This window comes from Mycolicibacterium chubuense, assembly GCF_001044255.1.
Classification (GTDB): Bacteria; Actinomycetota; Actinomycetes; order Mycobacteriales; family Mycobacteriaceae; genus Mycobacterium; species Mycobacterium chubuense.
The window spans coordinates 19,959-42,199 of record NZ_JYNX01000015.1; the positions used below are offsets into that span (position 1 = coordinate 19,959).

Genomic DNA, 22,241 nt, shown 5'->3' on the forward strand with positions numbered 1-22,241 from the left:
CAGCCCGGTTACGCTCGGCGGCATGAACGTCGACGTTGCCGCCCTCGTCGCGGCCGGTGCCGTGGCATCCGCGTGTGTGCTGGCAGCTCCGGCAGGGGCCGCGCCGAGCTACGGCAGCAACGGCGTCTTCGGGGTGACCACCCAACCACGCGACGGCTGGGCCACGACATTCATCCCGCCGGGGCGCTACCGGGTGGACCAGTCACCCAGCATGCAGCCATACCAGAGTCCGCCCGGCTTCTGGCTGCGGTGCCGCGACTTCCCCTGTGCCGGAACATCTCCGGGGAACATCATCGGCAACGGCGACGCCTTGCGCGATACGCCGACGTTCGTCGACATCCTGCCGACCGACGTCGCGATCGCGCTGCACAACGTCACGCTCACCCCCGCCTGACGGCCAGCGCCGGATCGAACGTCGCCCGCGCCGCCACCGACGCGGCCGCGGCCGCCACCACGACACCGGCGTCGCCGTCCCGCCCTTTCGCGAAGACGATCTCCGCACTGTCGGGTCCGTCGCGGTGCGCCATCAGGTAGTCGTAGAGCAACCAGTCCAGCGCGCACGCCACGCCGTAGGGATCCGCATCGGGGTGCGCCGCGGCAGAGGTCACCGCCCGCAACGCCTCGATGTGTTCCGTACGCGCCGCATCCCGGTTGGTGCCTGAGCTGTCGAACAGCAGCATCGACAGGGTCAACGGCAGCCGCGCGCCCGACTCGGTGCGCACCACCCAGCGGCTGCCCTTCCAGGGCCGGGCCGCGTCGACGTACACCATCTCGCCGTAGCCGCCGACGACACCGAGCGTCGGCTCCTGCAACTCACCGTCCAACGGCGCCGGCCCCAGCATGTCCAAGGGCTGCCGCGCCAGGATCGACATCAGCACCGCCGTGCCGATGATGCGGCCGGCCCGGGAGTCGGGCCTCATGTCGAGTACATCGACGGCCCGCGCGTAGTCCAGGCAGGCATCGTCCAGGCTCCGGTACAGCTCCGCGAGATCCTCGCGGTCCTGCTGCGTGGGCCGCCGTCCCCCGCCCAGCAGTTCGCCGAACCGGCGCGCCGCATCGATCATCGCGTCGTCGAGCGCCGAGAGGTGCGTCGCCGCCAAGCGGTCGGGTTCGTCGTCGTCACCTACGAGATCGACCAAGGTGGTTGGCAGGCCGCCAGCGGTCGCCCAGTGGAACCCGATCTGGTTGTCCTGCTGGATGATCCGCGGCCTCACGATCGCCGCCACAGCATCACGCGGTTGTTCCCCGAATCCGCGACCGCGAGCAGGTCACCATGCAGGCTCAACCCGTAGGGCCAGCACAGCGTGTCGCGGCCGACCAGCGCCCACCGGTTCTCGCCGTTCGACGCGAAGTCGGGTTGCGCCAGCACATGGTCGGCGGGCCGGCCACCGAGCGGCTCCTCCGGCAGCCCGTCCCACATCAGGATGCGGTTGTTGGCGGTATCGGCGACCACCAGGAGCTCGCCGTCGTAATCCACCGCGTACGGGAATCGGAACCGGTCACCGGTGTGCGGGCCGTAGGGCCACTCCTGCGCGGTGACGAAGTCCGGCTGTCCCAGAACGGAATTCGCCGGCGTATCGACGACCGGGTGCGGCGACCAGCCCAGTACCCGGTGATCGCCCGCGTCGGCCACCAGCAGCAGGTCCGGCGTGCCGGTGATCGCGTGCGGCCACCGGAAACTCGACGGGCCCGCCGCCGCACCTCGATTCTCCTCGCGGCCACTCGGTGACGGTTGCCCGAGCACGATGTCGGCGGCCTGTCCCGGCTCCGGCACACCGCCGCTGAATCCCAGCACCCGCCGATTGCCGGTATCGGCCACCCAGAACCGCCCACCGAGCACCGCGAAACCGAACGGCCAATAAAGCGTTCCCGCCGAGCACTCGCCGCCCGCATTCGGGTCCACCGAAGCGCTGTCGGGCTGACCGATCACCACATCCGGCGCGACGTCGTCGGACTGCGGCACCACGTTCCAGATCAGGATCCGATGATGCCAGGCGTCGGCGACGATCAGCCGCCCGTCGACGATCGCGACGCCGGTCGGCAGGTTCATGCCGCGCTCGGGTCCGCGACCGCCCGCCGCGCGGCCCTCGGTACCGCCGTCGGGCTGACCGAGCACCACGTCGGCCGGCTGCTCGTCGGCCTGCGGGACACCGTGCCAGATCAGGACCCGATGGTTGCCGGAGTCGGCGACCACGACGTGATCGTCGTCGACGAAAACCCCACGGGGCGAATACATCCACGACATGCTCGGCATCGCCTGCGGCAGCGCGAGACCACCCGGGGCGGGTGCACCCAGCCAGGTCTGCGGTCGCCAACCGCCGCCGCGGTCATCAGCCAGTACCGCGGTCGGCATCTGCCCGGCGGGACGGCCCGCCACGGTGTGCCGCACCGTGTAGCGACTCATCGGCCGGTCCGAACCCAGACATCTCCGTTGTCGATCCGCAGCGGCAGTTGTTCGAGTTGCACGCCGGGCGCCGACAGGCACTCCCCCGACGTCGCGTCATAGCAGAAGCCGTGCCACGGGCAGGTCAGCGTTCCCGCGGACGCGTCGAGGATCGCCTCGTCGAGCGGTAGCGCCTCGTGCGCGCATTCGTTGCGGTACGCCGCCAGCCGCTGCCCGATGTTGATCACGATGACGCCGTCGGCGGGCACCGTGATCCCGTCGACCGGGACCGATTCCGCGCGGATCACCTTGACCCAGCCGTCGTCGGCCGGGCGCGGCGGCATCCGCAGCGCCTCGACCGGGATCACCGCCGGTGACGGCTCGGCGGGCACCACCTCGACCGCGCGCAGCGACGGAACACCCTGCCGCAAAGCAGTTTCCACGAGCTCGCGCAGCGTCACCGAGGACATCGAGCATCCGTTGCAGGCACCCTCGAGACGCACGAAGGCGACGCCGTCCTCGATGCGGACGAGCGCGACGTCGCCCCCGTGGCTGTGGAGCTGCGGACGCACCGCGGCCAGCGCGCGCTCGGCCAGCGTGACCGGGTCGGGCCGGATGATGCCGTGCAGCGTCAGCAGCATCCGCACCACTGGGTCGTCGACCAGGTCGAACAGCAACGGGCGTGCGCCGTCGTCGGCCCGCATCCGCGACACGATCGTCGTCAACCCGGCGCGGTGGATGGCCTCCAGCGCGGCTTTGAGTTCCTCGGCCGCAGCCCGCGCGGCGGGGTCCAGATCGGCCAGCGCCGCGACCGCGGCGTCGACCCGCCCGGCGAGCGTGTCGAGATCCGTGGTGTCGGTGAGCGTCATCGCGCCCCCTCCCGGGAGATCTCGTCGAGCACACCGCGCACCGAGCGCACCGCATCGGTGTCCCCGAGTTCCTCGAACAGGAACCGCGCCTCGTAGAGTTTCGCCTTCGCCTGGTCGAACACGCCGAGGTGGGCGAGCACGTTGCCCTGGTTGGCCAGCACCCGGGCGCGCCCGCTCGGGTCGGTCTCGCGGTCGCGGGCTTCGAGAACGGCCTCGTAGATCTCGACCGCCTCCACCAGATTCTCCTCACGATGCCGAGAAGGGGTGTACACCAATGAGTTCGCGAGATTGAGCTGGACGCTCGCCCACCGCTGCGGATGCTCGTCGCGGGTGAACACGGTCAGCGCCTGACGCAGCGACTGTGCGGCTATGCCCAACCGCAACTGGCTGGAGGCTTCCACCATCGGCATCGTCAGGTAGGCCGTCGCCAGGTCGGCGTGACCGGACGCCCACAGCAGCGGCGCATCCTCGCGCCGGATCAGCTGCAGCGCCGAGTGATAGTGCGGGATCGCGGAAGGCATCAGCTCTGGCCGCTGCGCGGCCTGCTCGTGCAGCACACCCGCCGCGGCCAGGTGCAGTTCGGCACGGGCGACCTTGAGTCCGTCGGCGCCGCCCAGCAGCGTCAGCGCGCGCTCGAACCGGCCCACCGCGGACGGGTCGCCCGCGTCGCGGCACAGCCCCGCCGCCGCACCCGCCAGCACGCCGGCCAAGGCGCGGCTCACCGGCGTCGCCGCCTGCGCGGCGGTATCGAGGATCGCCACGGCTTCGGTCGGTGCGTGCGCGTCGACGGCGGCCGACGCCGCGACCGCCAGAACGGTGGCTGCCAGTTCGCCGTCGAGGCCCTCGGCGTCGGGCACGGTGTCGCTGCGTCCGAGCACGAACAGCACCACGTCGACGAGCACCCCGAGCTCGCCGAGACCGGCGCGCACGACGTCGGGCGAGACGCCATCCGGGTCGAGGACGAAGCGGTTGTAGCGCGACACCGGATCGTCACCGGTCAGCGCGGCCAGCGCGGCGTCGCGGTCACCGTCGTGGACGTACCGGTGGGCGGCCATGCGCTCGGGCCAGACATCGGGCAGGCATCCCGAGACCAGGGCGACGCGCGCCGCGTCGGTGTCCTGTCCGGCGGGGATCAGCAGGTATCCCAGGGGAAGCCCGAACACGCCCAGCGGTTGCGGGCGCGCCACCAGCCCGGCGCCCGCCTCGGTCGGTTCGACGGCGATATCGGTCACGGCCCTCCCCTGCGTTTCACGACAGATCGCGCTCCGCGGCGCGCTTGATGAGGTCGGCGGCCAGGTCGGCGCGCCGGCGCGTGCGGTGGGTGTTGATCCGTTTGCGGACCACGCCGTCGTCGAACACCACGACGATCTCCACGGCCCACTGTCCGCGGTCGGGCACGACCACGGTGTCGACCGCGCGGGCCTCCGCGGCCGAGCTGTCGGGGCGTACCACGGTCCGCGGCCTGTCCAGGGGGTGTTCTTGATCAACCATGGCGATCACGTGTCCCGCTCCTCGCGGGCCGGCACCTCGATGCGCATCGCGGATTGCTCATCGTCCCAGCATGCGCGATGAACGCCGCGCAGGGGAGTCTCCCTCAACAACTCGCTGACCAGGACGGACCTGTCCCCGGCGGGGGTGCGCTGCTTGAGCAGCAGGCCGCCGCTGCGCGGACCGCGCAGCGGGATCAGCCACAGGGCGCCGTCGCGCAGCACGGCGGCCACCGCGTCGGACGGGAACCGGGCGGCGGCGGTCGCGGCGTCGAGCCGCAGATACCCGTCGACGGTGAACTCGACGGTCACCTCGCGGGGGGCCTCGGGCCGCAGCGGCCCGAGATAGTCGCGCTCGATCAGCGCGATGACCTGTTCCATCGCCGCGGACACCGGCTCGGACAGGTCGGCGCCCATCTCGACGCCCGCGACCTCGATCAGGAACACCGTGATGTCGGTCGGGCAGTCCTCCCCCAGTGCCCAGCGGGCGAACGCGATCGCGTGGTCCCACCGGAACGAATGGGTGTGCAAGCCCTGCAGCGGCGGAAGCTCGGCGAGCTCTTCGCCGGGCACCCGGAACGTCGTGCCCGGCGCCGAACCGGTGGCAGCGGCGTCGACGATCACCACCTGCCGCGCGCCGCGCATCTGGAACGCGACGTCCATGCCGGCGGTACCACCGTCGACCAGCTTGGCGCCCTCGGGCACACCGCGCTCCCACAGGTGACGGACCAGCACCGGGCCCACGCCGTCGTCGCCGCGCAGCAGGTTGCCGCAGCCGATCACCAGCACGTGACAACCCGGCGGCTGGAGGGGCGCCGCCGGGTTGTCCGCGCCTGCGTTCACCTCTGCAGAGGGCAGCTCACACCATCCCGTTGATGACGAACTTGTTCAGTTCCCGGCCGGTCTTGCCGTCGTAGGCGTGCACCGTGCACACCAGGCACGAGTCGAAGCTGCGGGCGACGTGGCCGAGCTCCACAGGGTCTTCGGCGTCGACGATCGGGGACCCGACGAGCGCCCGTTCGATCGGGCCGAGGACCTCCGAGCCGTCGCGCGGACCGATGTTCCACGCCGTCGGGGTCACCACCTGATAGTTCTTGATCTTGTTGTCCTCGAGGACGATCCAGTCCGACAGCGAACCGCGGGCCGCCTCGGTGGACCCGAAGCCCTTGCCCTCGGCGTACTCGGTCGGCTTGGTGTAGAAGCTCTCCTTGAGCTCCAGCGCATCGAGCCACTGCCGGGCCCACTTGTAGTACTTCGGCGCCTCGTGCATCCGCGCGAGCTGGCGCACCATCACCGACGGACCGATGGTGTTGAAGATGTCGCCGAACAGCGGGTCGTCGTCCTGGTGCGCCGCCGCGTTGGGACCGGCCGCGGCCATCCGGCGGGCCAGCGGGCCCGCCTCGAGCGGGATGTTGCCCAGGTCGCCGACGGCGTAGCGCGGCGACTTGGCCCAGCTGTACTTGCCCTGCTTGCGCCCCTGCTCCGGGTCGAGCGGGATGGTCTCGCCGTCGAACGGATGTAGCGGGCGGTCGCCCTGATAGAAGGAGTGGGTGACGTCCTCGCGGACGTTGGCCTGGTCGAACTCGTAGTACTGCCCGCCGGCGAACACCCCGGAGCGCCCGATCAGCGCCGCGTTGCGGCCGTCGATGGTGGGGTTCTCGTAGAGCGACGGCTCGAAATACGTTCCGGTGGCGAGGTAATTGCCGACGCCCTGGCCGTACTTGTCGAGTCCGACGTCGAGGCAGTAGCGGATGAAGAAGCCGCAGTCGCTGTTGTACTGCGCCTCGTTCTCGTCGACCCAGGCGAGCACGTCGTTCCAGGTCTTGTTCTCCAGCCAGCGGTCCACCGAGCAGCCCAGCCACTGACCTTCCAGCCACGCGTCGTTCCAGTGCTCGAGAATCGCGATCGAGCGAGTCACGTCCGACAGCGTCGGCGCGCACATCACCCCGCCGGGCACCATGAAACTCGAATGCGGCCACTGCCCGCCGTAGATCGCGTACACCTCGACGGGCTTGGCGCTCAACACCACACCGGGCTGGTAGCTGGTGCCGACATAGGGCGCGAACCGGCGCACCGCCTCCTCGTACAGCGAGGACTTCGCGTAGTTCTTGTTCGTCAGGTCGATCGCGAACAGCGCATAGAAGTAGCGCGGAATCGACTGCAGCGTCTCGCAGGCCTGACAGATGTTGCGGATCAGCGTGGCGTTGTGCGGCATGTGGGTTCGCCACGCCGTGTCGAGCGCGTAGGCCGACTTGTACAGGTGGCTGCCTCCGCAGATGCCGCAGATGCGCGGGCACACCACCAGCCCGGACTGAGGATCCTTGCCGCGCAGGATGATCTCGAAGCCGCGGAACATCGCGGCCTCGGTCCAGGCCGAGGTGACGACCCCGTCCTCGATCGTGACGCGCACATCGAGGTCGCCCTCGACGCGGCCCAGCGGGCTGACGAACAGATCCAATTGTGACGTCATGAAGGGTCCTTCCCAATCATCGAGATGTGGTCTCAGACCACGAACATGTCTTCTTTGGACCACTGCGGCGCCGCGATACGCGCGGCCGCCGCCAGCCCCATGTAGGTGAGGTGGTCGGTTCCCTCGGGCACTTCCTTGGGGATCATGCCGCTGACCTTCTGGGTCTTGAACAGCGTTCCCGGAGCGAGGTCGAAGTGCGGGAACTCGGGCTCGGTGCAGCCGAGGCAGGGCATACCGGCCCGCGTCTTCGACGACTGCCGGTTCCACAGGATGCGGTTGCACGGCGAATGCGTCATCGGCCCGCGACAGCCGAATTCGTAGAAGAGGCAGCCAGTTCGGGTGCCCTCGCCGAACGACAGCGTCGACTGCTTGTACTCGAAGAACTGCACGCGGGTGCAGCCGGTCTGGGTGAAGGTCTTGAAGAACGTCTCGGGACGATGCAGATCGTCGAGGGTGATGTCGCCGGCGCGGCCGGTGGCCAGCGCGACCAGGATCTGGGTGATCCAGTCCGGATGGGCCGGGCAGCCGGGCACGTTGATGACGGGCAGGCCCATCTTCGACCGGAAGTCGGGCCCGAGGAATCCGCCCTTCTCGCGCTTGTGGAACTGCAGCCCCGTCGAGCCGGACGGGTTGGGTTCCATCGCCGGAATGCCGCCCCAGCAGGCACAGTCACCGATGGCGACGACGATCTGGGCGGCACCGGCCAGATCGGTGACCCAGTCCTTCATCGGACGGTCGGCGAACATGTCGGCGCGTCCGCCGTAGGCCTCCATCACGGTGCCCTCGAACACGAAGATGTCCAGTGGCCGTTCGCCTCTGGCGCAGTCGTAGAAGACCTTCTGGGCGTTCTGGCCGAGTTCGAGCCCCAGCGACGGATGCCACAGCAGATCCAGCCCGAAGTCGACGATCAGGTCGACGACGTTCGGTTCCTCCGCGTTGAGGAACGACATGGTGTTGCCGCTACAGGCACCACCCTGGAACCACAGCACCGATGCCATGAGGACTCCTCTCCATCACCGGAGGCGTCGGCGACGCGGACCTCCGGAGCGAATTCTGTTGTGCGTGAGTGTTGTCAGACTCGTCGTCCGAAGACGCGAGCCACCTCGAGCAGGTACGCCACACCACGTGCCACATCGGGGTCTTTGGCCGCGCCGCGCAACGTCTTCCACAGGCCGCGCACCCCGCGGGGCGCCGGCGGGACGGACGTGCGCGCCGACACCATGGCGTCGCCCAGCGCGGCGATCACCTCGGCGCCCTGCGGGTCGGTCAGCGGCGAGTTCAGCAGCGTGGTGATGGCCGGCGCCGCGTGCACCAGCCCGCCCGACAACTGCGCCAGGCTCGACGACAACTGGCCCAGCTCAACGGATTGCCCCTTGAGCTCGCCCAGCGCCGACGTCAGGTTCGCGGTGATGTCGTCGCCGCGGCGCACGAAACCGTCCAGGCCGGTGACGAGCACCGCGAGGAGATCGGCATGCTCGAGCAACGTGTTGAGGGCGTCGGCGACGCGGGGGTCGTCGAGTCGTTCCCGCAGGGTGGCCGAAGGCCCGGCGAGAGGGGCCGGTTCCAGGACGGGAGCGCTCGCTTCACCGTTGGTGCCCATGCTCGACCTCCCTGGCGGACTCCCCTGATCGGGGGAACAGCCCCAACGTACCCAGCGGTGCTCGCCCTGCCTATCGCTTTCGCGCAACTCCTATCAGGATTGCGCACAGATGGTTACGCTGAAGCGAGACCGATGTTTAGGAGTCTTGCCTTGCGGACGCGAATTACCATAGCCGACTGCGAAGTTAGCCTTTCCTTCCTCAATCCTCCGCACCAGTTCTGATGTCGCGTCTGACCCGTCTCGGCTTCATCGACATCCGCCGCACCAGCGACCCGGTGCGTCGCAAGGTGCGATCGCGCGGCGTCCCGCCCGCACTGACCGACCACGAGATCTTCTACACCGAGGACATCGCCAAGGCGACACGGCTGATGGGTCGCGCGCTGTCCCCGCTGGCCCTCACCGTGGATCCCGCCGAGGCCGATCGGTTCGCGGCCACGATGCACGGCGTGCGGCTGCGCAACGTCAGCATGCTCTACGTCGACCTGCACGTCCCCGCGACGATCGACATCCCCGAATCCGGCCGCTACTACGCGGTGCACATGCCGATGAACGGGGTCGCCACCGTCGTCCACCCGTCTTCGACATTCCAGGCCAACACCATGCGGTCACTGGTCTCGAGCCCTGGAGTGCCGCTGCGTCTGGAGCTCGGCGTCGACACCCCGCAGCTGCTGATCCGGATCGAGGCGCAGGCGATGTCCGCCCACGTGACCCGGCTCATCGGACGAAACCTGGTGCGCCCCTTGGTGTTCGAGCCCGAGTTCGATCTGGCGACCGAGGCGGCGATGCGCTGGCACGCCGCGGTGCAACTGGTGCACACGGAGGTCTACCACGCCGGTTCGCTGATCCAGAAGGGGCGGGCCATCGGCCCGGTCGAGGAACTGGTGATGAGCAGCCTGCTCTATCTGCAGCCGTCGAACTACCACGCCGACATCACCCAGCCGTCGTCGCCCGATCCGCGCCGCACGGTCATCCAGCAGGCCATGGACTTCATCGACGACCACCTCGCCGAGCGGATCACGATGGAGTCGCTGGCCAACGCGGTGCACATGAGTGTGCGGTCGATCCAGCAGGGTTTCCGCTCGGAGCTGGGCATGTCGCCGATGGCGTTCGTGCGCGAGCGCCGCCTCGAGCGGGTGCACGAGGAACTCACCGATGCGATCCCGTCCGACGGGGTGACGGTGACAGCCGTGGCGGAACGTTGGGGCTTCCACCACCTCGGCAGCTTCTCCGTCGAATACCGTAAACGCTGGGGTGAGGCGCCGTCGGAGACGCTGCGCCGCTGAGCGTCAGCAGATCCGCGGAAGCTGTTCGCCGAGTTCGCGTTCCACCACCCGCGTGGTACCGAACGGGGTCCGGGCCACCGCCATCCCGGGGTGCTCGTCGACGACCTTGCCGATCACCGCGGATGCGGCGCCGTCGGGGTGCGCGCGCATCGCGGCCAGCACCGCCTCGGCGTGCTCGGGCGCCACGAATGCGACCAGCTTGCCCTCGTTTGCGACCTGCAACGGATCGAGGCCCAGAAAGGAGCAGGCCGAAGCCACGGTCTCGGGCACCGGGATCGCGGCCTCGTCGAGCTGGACCCCCACCGAGGCGGCCCGGGCGATCTCGACGACCGATGCCACCAGACCGCCGCGGGTCGGGTCGCGCAACGTGTGCACCGCCGCCGGGCCGGCGGCGGCGAGCATGGCGGCCACCAGCCGGTGCAGCGGGGCGCTGTCGGTACGCACCACGGTGCCGAAGTCGATGCCCTCGCGCACGCTCATGATCGCCACGCCGTGCTCGCCGATGTCGCCGGACACGATCACCACGTCGCCCGGCCGCGCGCGTTCCGGCCCGATGTCGACGCCGTCCGGCACGACGCCGACACCGGCGGTGTTGACGAAAAGCTGGTCGGCGCCGCCCTTTCCGACGACCTTGGTGTCACCGGTGACGATCGGCACCCCGGCTGCGGCAGCCGCCTTGCCCATCGTCGCGGCGACGGCGCCCAGCACGTCGAGTTCCAGCCCCTCCTCGATGATGAAGCCGGCGGTGAGCCCGATCGGTTGGGCGCCGCTGCAGGCGAGGTCGTTGATAGTGCCGTTGACCGCGAGGTCGCCGATGTTGCCGCCGGGGAAGAACAGCGGCTGCACGACGTAGGAGTCGGTGGTCAGCGCGATGCGGCCGGTTCCGGTGTGCAGCACCGCCGAATCCCGCGACGGACCCGCGGCGCCGCCGAATGCCGGCAGGAACAGGTTCTCGATCAGCTCCTCGGACAGCACACCTCCCCCGCCATGGCCGAGCACCACCCGCCGGGTCTCCCGCAGCGGGAGCGGGCACACCCAGTCGGCGGGGTCGACCGACACCGGGGTCTCAGACATGGGTGGCCGCGGCTTCGAGCCTGCGGAACTGGTAGTACGCCGCGCACGCCCCCTCACTGGACACCATCGTCGCGCCGAGCGGCGTGCGCGGGGTGCAGGTGCGGCCGAACGCCGGACACTCGTTGGGCTTCAGCAGCCCCTGCAGCACTTCCCCGCTGTGGCATTCGGCGGATTCGGCGACCTGCAGATGGGCGACCCCGAAGCGGCGCTCGGCGTCGAAATCGGCGTAGCGGGGCGACAGCGTCCATCCCGATCGGGGGATCATCCCGATGCCGCGCCACTGCCGGTCGGTGACGGCGAAGACGTCGGCGAGGGTCTGCTGCGCCACCTCGTTGCCCTCGGCGCTGACCGCGCGCGGATAGGCGTTGCGCAGCGCGGGCGTGCCCTCCTCCAGCAGTTCGACCACCTGACGGACGCCCTCGAGCAGGTCGAGCGGCTCGAAGCCAGTCACGACGATCGGCACCCCGTACTCCTTGACCAGAGGCTGGTATTCGGCCGTGCCCATCACCGAGCACACGTGGCCGGCGGCGAGGAAGCCCTGCACGCGGTTGGTCGGCGAGGACAGGATCGCGGTCATCGCCGGCGGCACCAGCACGTGCGAGACCAGCATCGAGAAGTTCGTCAGCCCCAGCCGCTGCGCGTGCACCACCGCCATGGCGTTGGCCGGCGCGGTGGTCTCGAAGCCGACGCCGAAGAACACCACCTGTTTGTCGGGGTTGTCGGCGGCCACCCGGGTGGCGTCCAACGGTGAATAGACGATCCGGACGTCGCCGCCGCGGGCCCGCACCGCGAACAGGTCCCGGCTGCTGCCCGGCACCCGCAGCATGTCCCCGAACGAGCAGAAGATCACGTCGTCGCGCGAAGCGATCTCCAATGCCCGGTCGATCATCTCCAGCGGGGTGACGCACACCGGGCAGCCCGGTCCGTGGATGAACTCCACCGCGCCGTCGAGAAGCTGGTCGATACCGTTGCGGATGATCGAATGCGTCTGACCGCCACACACTTCCATCACGGTCCACGGCCGGGTGGCGCGGCGGCGGATCGCGTCGACCAACGTCCGGGCCGCCACCGGATCGCGGAACTCGTCGAGGTACTTCACGCCGGATCCCTCCTCGCGAGCGGCTGCTCACCGGCGAGTTCCTCGTCGAGCACCCCCAGTTCGGCGAACATGCGCAAGGTCTCGTGCGCCGACGCCTCGTCGAGCCGCGTGATCGCGAAACCCGCATGCACGATGGTGTATTCGCCGACCTGCATGTCGGGCAGATACGCCAGGCACACCGTTTTGGTGGTGCCCCCGAATTCGACCGTGGACATCCGCGTCCCGGCCTCCTCCCAGATGTCGATCACCTTCCCGGGGATACCGAGGCACATGGCTCACTCCTTTCCCGCAGCGCACCCGGCGACACGGACAGCGCGGCCACTGCCGCCTGCCCGAGCGCGAGCCCGCCGTCGTTGCACGGCACCACCCGGTGGGTGAGCACCTCCAGTCCTCGCGCCCGCAGTCCGGCCGCGATCCCGGCCAGCAGCAGGCGATTGGCGAACACGCCGCCGGTCAGGCCCACGGTGGGGATCCCCACCCCGGTTGCCGCGTCGCCGGCGGCGCGCACCGTCGCGCGGATGACGGCGTCATGGAACAGCCGCGCCAGGTCGGCGCGTGCCGCCCCGGCGCGCACACCGTCGACCAGGCACCGCATCAGCGGCGCCGGGTCGAGCACACCGGCCGACACGTCGAAGTCCGCCGCCATGCTGTCCCGCCCCGCCCGGGCCAGGTGCTCGAGTTCGACAGCCGCCTGACCCTCGTAGGTCACGAGCTGGCACACCCCGAGCAGGCTGGACACTGCGTCGAAGAGCCGGCCCATGCTGGTGGTCGCCACGCATCCCACCTCGCGGTCCAGCTGCTGGGTCAGGATGTGCATGCCCCGCGCTCCGAGCGCGGCCACCGGTGGCAGGTCGCCCGCCGGATCGATGCCGGCGCGCCGGAGCAGGTCGACTGCGATCCGGGCCGGGGACCGGACGGCGCCGTCGCCGCCGGGCAGCCGGAACGGCGCCAGGTGGCCGACCCGGGTGAACTCGGCGGGGCCGGTGACGGCGAGCAGCTCGCCGCCCCAGATCGTGCCGTCGGTACCGAACCCGGTGCCGTCGAAGGCCACAGCGAGCATCGGGTCGCCGAGGCGCCGGTGTTCGGCCAGCAGCGACATGGCGTGGGCGTGGTGGTGTTGCACCGCGATCAGCCGACCGCCGTGGCGCTGCGCCCACCGCGTCGTCGCGTACCCCGGATGCGCATCGTGGACGACGACCTCCGGCACGCTCCCGGTCAGGAACGAAAGATGGTGCACCGTCGCGGCGAAGCAGCCCTGCGTGCGCGGGTCGGCCATGTCCCCCAGATGCGACGACAGATGCGCCCGGCCCTGGCCGCCGGTCAGCGCGAACGTGGTCTTCAGGTCGCCGCCGGTGGCCAGGATGCACGGCGCTCCGCCGGCGCCGAGCGGGACGGGCAGCGGCGCGAAGCCGCGAGATCGCCTCAGCGGCAACTCGTTTCCGTCCGCGTCGATGCTCACGACCGAGTCCTCGCAGGGCACGTGGATGGGGCGGTCGTGGTCGAGCACCGCGTCGGCCAGTCCGTCGATCCATCCCAGATCCTCGGTGCGGTAGACGATCGGCGAGCCGCCCTGGTTGGCCGAGGTCATCACCAGTGCCGGCACGTCGAGGTCGGCGAAGAGCAGGTGGTGGACGGGCGAATACGCGAGCATCACCCCGAGGTCGCGGAGGTGCGGCGCCACCTCGTCGCTCACCGTGCCCGGGTGCGCCGCGAGCAGCACGATGGGTGCGGCAGGCGAGGTCAGTGACCGCGCCGCCGAGTCGTCGACGACGCAGATCCGCCGCGCGTGGTCGAGGTCGGCCACCATCACTGCGAACGGCTTGGCGGGCCGATTCTTGCGCTGCCGCAACCGGGCGACGGCGGCGTCGTCGTCCGCGCGGCACGCCAGGTGGTAGCCGCCGATGCCCTTGATCGCGACGATCAGTCCGTCCCGCAGCGCGGCCGCGGCCGAATCCAGGGCGGAGCCGCCACCGTGCGAACCGTGCCAGGTCAGCCGCGGCCCGCACTCGGGGCAGGCGATGGTCTGGGCGTGATAGCGCCGGTCGGCAGGGTCGCGGTACTCCGCGGCGCACGTCGGACACATCGGAAAGTCCGCCATCGTGGTGGCCGGGCGGTCGTAGGGCAGGTCGGTGATCACCGTGTAGCGCGGCCCGCAGTTCGTGCACGTGATGAAGGGGTGGCGGTGCCGCCGGTCGGCCGGGTCGAACAACTCCCGCAGGCAGTCCGGGCACGTCGCGATGTCGGGCGAGACGAGGGTCCGCCTGCCGTCGTCACCGCCCGGGGCGCTGTCGAGGATGCGGAACACCCGTTCCCCGAGGAGCGGGCGGGTGGTCACCACGAACGTGTCGACGTGCGCCAGCGGCGGCGGGGCGTCGCGCAGATCCTGGAGCGCCGCCTCAACACGCACGCCGGGCCCCTCGAGTTCACACTGCACCGATCCCGCGTCGTTGAGCACGAACCCGCCCAGCCGGTGCGCAGCGGCGATCCGCGCGACCGTGGGGCGGAACCCCACTCCCTGGACCACGCCGGTGATGCTCAGCCGTACGCGCGTGTGTGCGCTCATGGCGCGGACTCCTCGAACCTCAGTGCCCTCAGGCTATCTCCGCGCACCGAACCCAACTATCGAAATCTCGCACAGACTTCTGCGCATTTCCGACGCCCCGTCGGGATTACGCTGGCGCCCGTGCACGAACTGTCGCTGTGTCACGCCATCGCCGGCGTGGTGCGTACCCACGCCGACGGCCGCCCGGTCGAGGTGGTGCGGGTGCGCGTCGGAGCGCTGCGGCAGGTGGTTGCCGAATCGCTGCTGTTCTGCTGGACGATCGCGGCCGAACACGAGGGTCTGGGTGACGCCGTCCTGGAGTTGGAGCAGGTGCCCGCCGCGGTGAGCTGCCGAGCGTGCGGCCGGGAATCGGAGATCACGTCCCGGTGGTCGGTGCGCTGCCCGGCCTGCGGGAGCGGCGACGTCGCGGTGGTGCGCGGCGAGGAGTTCCTGGTGACCTCGATCGACATCCGGTCCCACGAAGCAACCGAGGCCCACCATGGGTAGGTTCCACCGCCACGACGACGGCACCGTGCACAGCCACGACCACGACCACGACGGCGACCACGACGGGGCGCACGGGCACGGCGACCACAGCGGCTACCAGACCGCCACCCAGCGGGTCGACGTCCTCGAGGCGATTTTCTCCGAGAACGACGTGCGCGCGGCGGGCAACCGGGAAGCCTTCGCCCGCAACGGGATCAGATCGCTGAACATGATGAGTTCCCCCGGCTCGGGCAAGACCGCCGTGCTCGCCGCCACGCTCGACGAACTCGCCGGCGACGTGGCCGTCGGCATCATCGAGGGCGACATCGCCACCGACCTGGACGCCGCCCGGCTGTCCGGGCGCGGCGCGCAGATCTCACTTCTCAACACCGACAACGGTTTCGGCGGGGAGTGCCACCTCGACGCGCCGATGGTGAGCCGCGCACTGGCCGGGTTGGACCTGCCCGGGCTGGACCTGGTGATCATCGAGAACGTCGGAAACCTGGTGTGCCCGGCCGAATTCGACGTGGGTGAGAACGCCAAGGTGATGGTCTACTCGCTCACCGAGGGCGAGGACAAGCCGCTGAAGTACCCGGTGATGTTCCGCGCCGTGGACGTGGTGCTGCTCAACAAGATCGACCTGGCCCCCTACCTCGACGCCGACGTCGCGACCTACACCGAGCGCATCCGGCAGGTGAACCCGGGTGCGGTCATCCTGCCGGTCAGCGCCAAGACCGGCGAGGGCATGGACGCATGGTTCGCCTGGCTGCGCACTTTCGTCGTGGGCTGACGCTCACAGCGGGGACGCGCCGCGCAGATGCTCGAAGATCAGCGACGTCTGTGTGCCGGCGACGTCGGCGTCGGCGTTGAGGTTCTCCACGACGAACGACCGCAGGTCGTCGGTGTCGCGCGCGGCGACGTGCAACAGGAAGTCGTCGGCACCGGCGAGGAAGTACACGTCCATCACCTGCGGCTTGCGCCGGATCTGGCCGATGAAGTTGCGTATCTTGCCGCGCGCGTTGGCCTGCAGGCTAACCGAGATCATCGCCTGCAGGGTGAGCCCGATCGCCGAGGGATCGATGTCGGCGTAGAACCCGCGGATCACGCCCAGCTCCTGCAGCCGGCGCACCCGGCCGTGGCAGGTCGATGCGGCGATACCCACCAGGTCGGCCAGCGCGCTGTTGGGTATCCGCGCGTCGTCGTGCAGGGCGGTCAGGATGCGCCGGTCGACATCGTCGATGGCGGCTCGAACATCCTTCGGAGCCGGGTTTCGCGGAACGGATCGCTCCGATGATTCCTCTGCCATAGCGGGATCGTAGCGAATTATCGTCAGTATTATTGTGTTGCTACCGATAGTTCTTCACAATCGACGTAACCCTTTCGACGATTCGAGGAGTAACAATGCGTGTCGGTGTGCCGACCGAGATCAAGAACAACGAGTACCGGGTCGCGATCACGCCCGCGGGTGTGGCCGAGTTGGTGCACCGCGGCCACGAGGTGCTGATCCAGGCCGGCGCCGGCGCCGGTTCGGCGATCACCGACACCGACTTCAAAGGCGCCGGCGCGCAGATCGTCGACACCGCCGACGAGGTGTGGGCCGAGGCCGATCTGCTGCTCAAGGTCAAGGAGCCGATCGAGCCGGAGTACGCCAAGATGCGCTCGGGCCAGACGCTGTTCACCTACCTGCACCTCGCCGCTTCCAAGCCGTGCACCGATGCGCTGCTGGCCTCCGGCACCACCTCCATCGCCTACGAGACCGTCCAGACCGCAGACGGCGCGCTGCCTCTGCTCGCCCCGATGAGCGAGGTCGCCGGCCGGCTCTCGGCGCAGGTCGGCGCCTACCACCTGATGCGCACGCAGGGCGGTCGCGGCGTCCTGATGGGCGGCGTGCCCGGTGTGGCTCCGGCCAAGGTCGTGGTGATCGGCGGCGGGATGGCCGGTGACAACGCCGCCGCCGTCGCCTGGGGCATGGGCGCACACGTCACCGTGTTCGACCTCAACATCAACATCCTGCGCAAGATCGACGCCGAGTACGGCGGGGCCATCGAGACCCGGTACTCCTCGCGGCTCGACCTGGAGACCGCGGTCAAGGAGGCCGACCTGGTGATCGGCGCCGTGCTGATCCCCGGCGCGAAGGCACCCAAGCTGGTCACCAATTCGACAGTCGCGGCGATGAAGTCGGGCGCGGTGCTGGTCGACATCGCGATCGATCAGGGCGGCTGCTTCGAGGATTCGCGCCCGACCACGCACGACGATCCCACGTTCCCCGTGCACGACACGGTGTTCTACTGCGTGGCCAATATGCCCGGCGCCGTGCCGCGCACCTCCACCTACGCACTCACCAACGCCACCATGCCGTACGTTCTCAAGCTCGCCGACAAGGGCTGGCAGGAGGCGTGCCGCGGCGACGGCGCCCTGGCCAAGGGCCTGTCGACGCACGAGGGCGGACTGCTATCCGAGCAGGTGGCCACCGATCTGGGCCTGCCCTACACCGATCCGGCCGGCCTCATCGGCTGACGGTCACTCGAACACATCCCCGTCGACGTAGAACCAGCGACGGGCTCTCACAGCGAACCGGGACCGCTCATGCAGCGTCCCGGTTCGTTGGCTGTCCGCATAAGACGCCCGGAACTCCACCTCGTCGGGCGCGGCCTCGATGATCTCCAGGCCCGTCCACACCACCCCGGGGTCGATCGTCACCTGCTCGGGGCGCGTCCGCGGATGCCAGGTACGCCAGAGGTGGTCGGCGTCGCCGAGCGCGAAGGCGGTATAGCGCGAGCGCATCAGTTCCTCGGCCGTGCCCGCCTGCCGCTCACCCCGCACCAGGGGCAGGCAGCACTGCGCCGCGGCCGCGGCACTGCCGCACGGGCAGGGTTCGTCGGGACTCGCACCGGGGCGATCGGCGCTGTGAACCATCGGGATACGTTCTCACGCCACCCGTCACCCTCACAGACCGACAGCACACTCCAGGTCTTTGAGCGAGGTCTCCAGGTGGCCGAGTAGCCGCTGCAGGTGCGGAACGGCCCGGCGGCAGCCGACCAGCCCGAAATCGAGGCTGTCGGCACTGGTGGCCAGCGTGATGTTGAGTGCCTGTCCGTCCACCACCATCGACAGTGGGTAGTTGCCGTCGAGTCGGGCGCCGTTGCGGTACAACGGATGCTGAACACCCGGTACGTTGCTGATGCACAGGTTGAACGACGGCGGGGTGGCGGCACCGATCCCGGGAATCAGACTCAACAGCGCAGGGGCCAGCGTGGTGGTCAGCCCCATCGCGATCGCTTGGGAACGCGGAAGCTGCGAGAGCACGGTCTTGTTGTCGCGCATCGAGGCCGCGATGGTGGCCAGGCGCTGGGCGGGGTCCTCGAGGTCGGTGGCGAGAGTGCACAGCACAGCCGAGGCGACGTTGCCGCCGTCGGTGTCGCGGGCGGTCCGTAGGTTCACCGGGACCATGGCAACCAGCGGGGCGTCGGGCAGGGCGTCATTCTCGATGAGGTAGCTCTTCAGCGCGCCGGCGCACATGGCGAGGACGACGTCGTTGACGGTCACCCCGGCGGCGTTCTTGACGGCCTTGATCCGGTCCAGCGACCAGGACTGGGCTGCGCACCGGCGCGCGCCGCCGATGGGGACGTTCAGCATGGTGCGCGGCGCCCGGAACGGCAGGGTCATCTGCTGTTCCCACAGCGCGGCCCGCGCCAGAACACCCGCCGAGAGGGCGTGCCGGACCGTCGATTGCACTGCACCGCTGAGCTTCTGCAACCGGCTCCCGTCAGCCTCGGCGTGCGCAGTCGCCCGCGACGGCATCGACCACGGCGCCTGGACGTCGGCGTCCGCGGCATCGAGGCTCAGCGAGCCCTGCAGCAGGTTCAGCGCGGACACCCCGTCGACGACACCATGGTGCATCTTGGTGTAGATCGCGAAGCGCCCGTCGTCGAGCCCCTCGATCACGTGCATCTCCCACAGCGGTCGGTGCCGGTCGAGCAGCGTGCCGTGCAGCCGCGAGGTGAGCTCGAGCAGTTCGCGCACTCGCCCCGGGGCCGGCAGCGCGGAGCGCCGCACGTGGTAGTCGAGGTCGACGGCATCGTCGAATGCCCACGCCAGGTTGGTGATTCCGCCCAGGGCGACAGCGGGGCGCTGACGAAAGGTGGGGGTCAGTTCCTCGCTGCCGCGCATGGCCTCGTAGGTCTCGCGTACGAACTCCGGTCCTGCGTCGGCCGGCGGCGTGAACAGTTGAAGCCCGGCCACGTGCAGCGGGTGCTCCCGGGACTCGGCGTGCAGGAAGGTCGAGTCGAGGGGGGACATGAGATGCATCGGGATTCCTTGAGGTCGGGTGACGTTCGTCTTGTCGGCAAACTACGGCGGGACCGCCGCCGCAGTCTCGTGGACGAAAACCAACGTCGGCGCCGGCCATTGTGACGAGGTGACAATCGGACTAGATTCCGCCCATGGCCTTGCGGTGGCCGGATCCCGACGATGCGCGCGCGCATCGCGTGTGGCAGCGGGTGCTGGTGCCGATTGCCGCCGAGATGCGTGCGGGTGCCGACGAGATGTCCGCGCGAGCCGTCGCCCGGGTGCGCGCCGAGCTGCCCCAGTTGTTGCCCGATGAACAGATGGCGGTCGAGCACCTGGTCAGCACCGAGGCCAGTCTGCGCCAGTTGGCGCAGGTGATCGAGGCCGGCGCCGACCCGCGTCGGATAGAACTGCCGCCCTCCACGACCGCGATCGCCCGGGCGGCGGCACACTCACAGGTGGCGCTGACCGATCTGATGCGGATCTACCGGCTGGTCCAAGAGCTGGTGTGGCAGTGGATGTATGCGCGGATCGCCGCCGCCGAGCCCGAACCGGCGGATCTGGCGAAGGCGATCGAATTGGCCACCGGCTGGATCTTCGGCTATGTCGACGGGGCACTCGTGCGGGCCGAGGAGGCTTACGCGTCCGAACGAGAGGCATGGTTGCGGGGAGCGGCGGCGACCAGGTCGGCGGCCGTCGACGACATCGTCGCCGAGCGCGAGCGCGACGCGCATCGCGCGTCGATCCGGCTGCGCTACGACATCAACCGGGCGCACCTCGGGCTGCTCGCCTGGGTCGATGACATGCCCGCGGAGGGTGACGCGCAGACGCTGCTCGGCGGCGTCGTCGCTGATGTGGCGTCCGCCGCTGGTGCGGACAGCAACGTTCTGCACCCGGTGAGCTCCTTGGCCGTGGCCGGATGGGTGAGCCGTCGCGAGCCGTTCACCACCGACGCGGTGGCGTCTGCCGGGACCGGCGTGCGGCCCGACGTGCGGTTGGCGTTCGGGGAACCGGGCACAGGGCTGACCGGATTCCGGCGGACCCATCACCAGGCCGGGCACGCCCGGCGGGTGGCAGCGCTGACCGGGCCGACCGGCGCTCGGGTCACGCACTACCGCGACGTGGCGGTAGCCGCACTGGCCAGCGCCGATACCGAGCACGCGGCGTCGTACGTCACCCGGGTGCTGGGACCGCTGGCCGCCTCGGACGAGGACACCGTCCGGGTGGCGAGCACGCTGGCGGTCTATCTGCAGGAGAACCGGAGCCGCACCCGGGCCGCGCGCCGGCTCATCGTGCACCCCAACACCGTGAGCTACCGGGTCAACCAAGCCGAGACGATCCTGGGACGCAGCATCGACATCGACACCCTCGAGCTCTCCGTGGCACTGACGCTACTGCCCATGCTGCCGCGACTTGGACAGCCGCCCAGCAGCCGACTGTGACGAACTCACAATCGCGGGCGGTGACGTTGTCGTTGCGGTCCGAGCGCCACGGTGGGCGGCTCTCCTAGCTTGAGACGTACGCCGCAGGTGCGGCAGCACATTCGATCAAGGAGAAGTCATGCAGACTGCGCAGGAACTCGACGTCAACTTCATGGGCGGTGCCGACAACCCGTGGATTCCGTTCACGCCGCTCAGCGATCAGGTGTTCTTGAAGTACTGGAAGGTCGACCCGGTGCGCGGCGAGATCGTCGTCTCGATGCGTTTCGAGGACGGTCTGGTGCTGCCCGCGCACTATCACACCGGCATGGTCATCGGTCACACCGTCAAGGGGGCCTGGCGCTACCAGGAGAACAACTGGGTCTCCCGCGCCGGCGACACCGTATACGAGGTGGCCGGATCGTCGCACACACCCGAGAGCCTCGACGACACCGAGGTGTTCTTCGTCCTCGTCGGCGAGCTGCTGTTCCTCGACGAGGACAAGAAGATCCTGTGGGCCGAGAACCACAAGACCTCCATCGAGCGCTACACCACCTTCTGCGAAGCCAACGGCATCGAGCCCCGAGACTTGTCCAGCTGGGACGCCTGACGCGGTCTGCCTGATTTGACGGGTGTCAAGTAGACTTGCCGCCATGTCCGTGCTGACCGATGTCCTGCCGACCGCCCCGACCACCACGGCCGACGCGCTGGCGTTGTTCGACTCGCTGCCCGCCGTCGAGACCGAGTTCATGCTCGGCACCTGGCACGGCGCCGAGCTGCCCACCGGCCACCCCCTCGACGGCATGCTCGAGGCGAGCGGCTGGTGGGGCAAGCAGTACACCGACAGTGAGACCGTGCATCCGCTGCTGTTCCCGACCCGCGACGGCGCCGGACTCTGGCCACTCAACCCGCTGCCGGCGTTCGCCGGCCTCGGCATCGCGACGAAGATCCCGGCGCTCAAGCACCGCAACCTCTCCGGCGTCATCACCGCCCTGCGGCCCGTGCTGGCGGCGCGGGGGCCCAAGGCGCGGCTGCGCACGACGCGCTACCGCGGCGTGGACACCGCGACGATGATCTACGACCAGTTGCCCATCAACGACGTCTTCCGCCGTCTCGACGACGAATCGGTCCTGGGTGCGATGGATCTGCGCGGCATCAGGGCGCCGTACTTCTTCGTGCTGCACCGCGATTCGTCACTGCGGCTGGTGTAGCTCGGCGACCACCACCGAGGCGACCTCGCCGA

At 69.6% G+C, this 22,241-nt stretch carries 24 protein-coding genes; 8 read left to right on the plus strand and 16 right to left on the minus strand.

Features of this window, described 5'->3' with window-relative positions; translation table 11 throughout:
* The first annotated feature begins 22 nt into the window (after positions 1–22).
* Positions 23–394, plus strand: coding sequence for a hypothetical protein (locus MCHUDSM44219_RS02965; RefSeq protein ID WP_048416740.1), 372 nt, complete (start codon positions 23–25; stop codon positions 392–394).
* Here the strand turns inward: MCHUDSM44219_RS02965 and MCHUDSM44219_RS02970 are convergent.
* The 9 genes from MCHUDSM44219_RS02970 to MCHUDSM44219_RS03010 all read right to left on the minus strand — a co-directional run bounded on the left by MCHUDSM44219_RS02970 (position 381) and on the right by MCHUDSM44219_RS03010 (position 8,809).
* Positions 381–1,214: a hypothetical protein gene (locus MCHUDSM44219_RS02970; protein ID WP_048416780.1), complete on the minus strand. Its 834-nt coding sequence runs from the start codon at positions 1,212–1,214 to the stop codon at positions 381–383. The genes MCHUDSM44219_RS02965 and MCHUDSM44219_RS02970 overlap by 14 nt on opposite strands.
* Complete coding sequence (locus tag MCHUDSM44219_RS02975) at positions 1,211–2,404, minus strand: NHL repeat-containing protein (protein ID WP_048416741.1); 1,194 nt, start codon at positions 2,402–2,404, stop codon at positions 1,211–1,213. The genes MCHUDSM44219_RS02970 and MCHUDSM44219_RS02975 overlap by 4 nt, the downstream gene beginning before the upstream one ends.
* The gene (locus tag MCHUDSM44219_RS02980) at positions 2,401–3,252 is read right to left on the minus strand and encodes a NifU family protein (RefSeq protein ID WP_048416742.1); all 852 of its coding nucleotides are present in this window, start codon (positions 3,250–3,252) and stop codon (positions 2,401–2,403) included. The genes MCHUDSM44219_RS02975 and MCHUDSM44219_RS02980 overlap by 4 nt, the downstream gene beginning before the upstream one ends.
* Positions 3,249–4,484, minus strand: coding sequence for a tetratricopeptide repeat protein (locus MCHUDSM44219_RS02985; RefSeq protein WP_048416743.1), 1,236 nt, complete (start codon positions 4,482–4,484; stop codon positions 3,249–3,251). Before MCHUDSM44219_RS02985 ends, MCHUDSM44219_RS02980 begins: the two co-directional genes overlap by 4 nt.
* Positions 4,485–4,500: 16 nt before the next feature.
* A complete protein-coding gene (locus tag MCHUDSM44219_RS02990) occupies positions 4,501–4,743 on the minus strand; it encodes a hypothetical protein (protein ID WP_048416781.1) in 243 nt (80 codons plus the stop codon).
* 5 nt (positions 4,744–4,748) lie between these two features.
* The gene (locus tag MCHUDSM44219_RS02995; protein WP_082162005.1) at positions 4,749–5,522 is read right to left on the minus strand and encodes a hydrogenase maturation protease; all 774 of its coding nucleotides are present in this window, start codon (positions 5,520–5,522) and stop codon (positions 4,749–4,751) included.
* 76 nt (positions 5,523–5,598) lie between these two features.
* A complete protein-coding gene (locus tag MCHUDSM44219_RS03000; RefSeq protein WP_048416745.1) occupies positions 5,599–7,209 on the minus strand; it encodes a nickel-dependent hydrogenase large subunit in 1,611 nt (536 codons plus the stop codon).
* Positions 7,210–7,241: 32 nt separating this feature from the next.
* Positions 7,242–8,207 (minus strand): NADH-quinone oxidoreductase subunit B family protein, encoded by a 966-nt coding sequence (locus MCHUDSM44219_RS03005; RefSeq protein WP_048416746.1) that lies wholly within the window; start codon positions 8,205–8,207, stop codon positions 7,242–7,244.
* A gap of 74 nt (positions 8,208–8,281) precedes the next feature.
* Positions 8,282–8,809: a DUF1641 domain-containing protein gene (locus MCHUDSM44219_RS03010; protein ID WP_053081166.1), complete on the minus strand. Its 528-nt coding sequence runs from the start codon at positions 8,807–8,809 to the stop codon at positions 8,282–8,284.
* A 221-nt stretch (positions 8,810–9,030) separates the two neighbouring features.
* On the opposite strand from MCHUDSM44219_RS03010, the gene MCHUDSM44219_RS03015 reads away from it, so the two are divergent.
* Positions 9,031–10,092 (plus strand): AraC family transcriptional regulator, encoded by a 1,062-nt coding sequence (locus MCHUDSM44219_RS03015; RefSeq protein WP_048416747.1) that lies wholly within the window; start codon positions 9,031–9,033, stop codon positions 10,090–10,092.
* A 3-nt stretch (positions 10,093–10,095) separates the two neighbouring features.
* Here the strand turns inward: MCHUDSM44219_RS03015 and hypE are convergent, their stop codons facing one another.
* The 4 genes from hypE to hypF are packed head-to-tail and all read right to left on the minus strand — an operon-like array spanning position 10,096 to position 14,828.
* Positions 10,096–11,166 (minus strand): hydrogenase expression/formation protein HypE, encoded by a 1,071-nt coding sequence (gene hypE, locus MCHUDSM44219_RS03020; protein WP_048416748.1) that lies wholly within the window; start codon positions 11,164–11,166, stop codon positions 10,096–10,098.
* Entirely contained in the window at positions 11,159–12,265 is a 1,107-nt protein-coding gene (gene hypD / locus MCHUDSM44219_RS03025) for a hydrogenase formation protein HypD (RefSeq protein ID WP_048416749.1), read from the minus strand. The genes hypE and hypD overlap by 8 nt, the downstream gene beginning before the upstream one ends.
* The gene (locus MCHUDSM44219_RS03030; protein ID WP_048416750.1) at positions 12,262–12,537 is read right to left on the minus strand and encodes a HypC/HybG/HupF family hydrogenase formation chaperone; all 276 of its coding nucleotides are present in this window, start codon (positions 12,535–12,537) and stop codon (positions 12,262–12,264) included. The genes hypD and MCHUDSM44219_RS03030 overlap by 4 nt, the downstream gene beginning before the upstream one ends.
* Complete coding sequence (gene hypF / locus MCHUDSM44219_RS03035) at positions 12,510–14,828, minus strand: carbamoyltransferase HypF (RefSeq protein WP_048416751.1); 2,319 nt, start codon at positions 14,826–14,828, stop codon at positions 12,510–12,512. The genes MCHUDSM44219_RS03030 and hypF overlap by 28 nt, the downstream gene beginning before the upstream one ends.
* A gap of 120 nt (positions 14,829–14,948) precedes the next feature.
* Here hypF and MCHUDSM44219_RS03040 point away from each other — a divergent pair, with 120 nt between their 5' ends.
* Together MCHUDSM44219_RS03040 and hypB are read left to right on the plus strand one after the other, a co-directional pair.
* Positions 14,949–15,314: a hydrogenase maturation nickel metallochaperone HypA gene (locus MCHUDSM44219_RS03040; protein ID WP_048416752.1), complete on the plus strand. Its 366-nt coding sequence runs from the start codon at positions 14,949–14,951 to the stop codon at positions 15,312–15,314.
* On the plus strand, positions 15,307–16,083 hold the full coding sequence (hypB, locus tag MCHUDSM44219_RS03045) for a hydrogenase nickel incorporation protein HypB (protein WP_048416753.1): 777 nt from the start codon (positions 15,307–15,309) through the stop codon (positions 16,081–16,083). Before MCHUDSM44219_RS03040 ends, hypB begins: the two co-directional genes overlap by 8 nt.
* A 3-nt stretch (positions 16,084–16,086) precedes the next feature.
* Here the strand turns inward: hypB and aldR are convergent, their stop codons facing one another.
* Positions 16,087–16,599 (minus strand): HTH-type transcriptional regulator AldR, encoded by a 513-nt coding sequence (gene aldR / locus MCHUDSM44219_RS03050; RefSeq protein ID WP_048416754.1) that lies wholly within the window; start codon positions 16,597–16,599, stop codon positions 16,087–16,089.
* A 95-nt stretch (positions 16,600–16,694) separates the two neighbouring features.
* Here aldR and ald point away from each other — a divergent pair, with 95 nt between their 5' ends.
* Positions 16,695–17,810: an alanine dehydrogenase gene (gene ald, locus MCHUDSM44219_RS03055; RefSeq protein ID WP_048416755.1), complete on the plus strand. Its 1,116-nt coding sequence runs from the start codon at positions 16,695–16,697 to the stop codon at positions 17,808–17,810.
* A gap of 3 nt (positions 17,811–17,813) precedes the next feature.
* Here ald and MCHUDSM44219_RS03060 read toward each other — a convergent pair whose 3' ends face one another.
* Entirely contained in the window at positions 17,814–18,209 is a 396-nt protein-coding gene (locus tag MCHUDSM44219_RS03060; RefSeq protein WP_048416756.1) for a YchJ family protein, read from the minus strand.
* Between the two features lie 30 nt (positions 18,210–18,239).
* A complete protein-coding gene (locus MCHUDSM44219_RS03065; protein WP_048416757.1) occupies positions 18,240–19,601 on the minus strand; it encodes a WS/DGAT/MGAT family O-acyltransferase in 1,362 nt (453 codons plus the stop codon).
* A gap of 134 nt (positions 19,602–19,735) precedes the next feature.
* Between MCHUDSM44219_RS03065 and MCHUDSM44219_RS03070 the strand changes: the two genes are divergently transcribed.
* The 3 genes from MCHUDSM44219_RS03070 to MCHUDSM44219_RS03080 all read left to right on the plus strand — a co-directional run bounded on the left by MCHUDSM44219_RS03070 (position 19,736) and on the right by MCHUDSM44219_RS03080 (position 22,209).
* A complete protein-coding gene (locus MCHUDSM44219_RS03070; RefSeq protein WP_048416758.1) occupies positions 19,736–21,022 on the plus strand; it encodes a PucR family transcriptional regulator in 1,287 nt (428 codons plus the stop codon).
* A 118-nt stretch (positions 21,023–21,140) separates the two neighbouring features.
* Positions 21,141–21,608 carry a 2,4'-dihydroxyacetophenone dioxygenase family protein gene (locus MCHUDSM44219_RS03075; RefSeq protein ID WP_048416759.1) on the plus strand — a complete coding sequence of 156 codons (468 nt, stop codon included), beginning with the start codon at positions 21,141–21,143 and terminating at the stop codon, positions 21,606–21,608.
* A 43-nt stretch (positions 21,609–21,651) separates the two neighbouring features.
* The gene (locus MCHUDSM44219_RS03080; protein WP_048416760.1) at positions 21,652–22,209 is read left to right on the plus strand and encodes a DUF4334 domain-containing protein; all 558 of its coding nucleotides are present in this window, start codon (positions 21,652–21,654) and stop codon (positions 22,207–22,209) included.
* Positions 22,210–22,241: the final 32 nt, after the last annotated feature.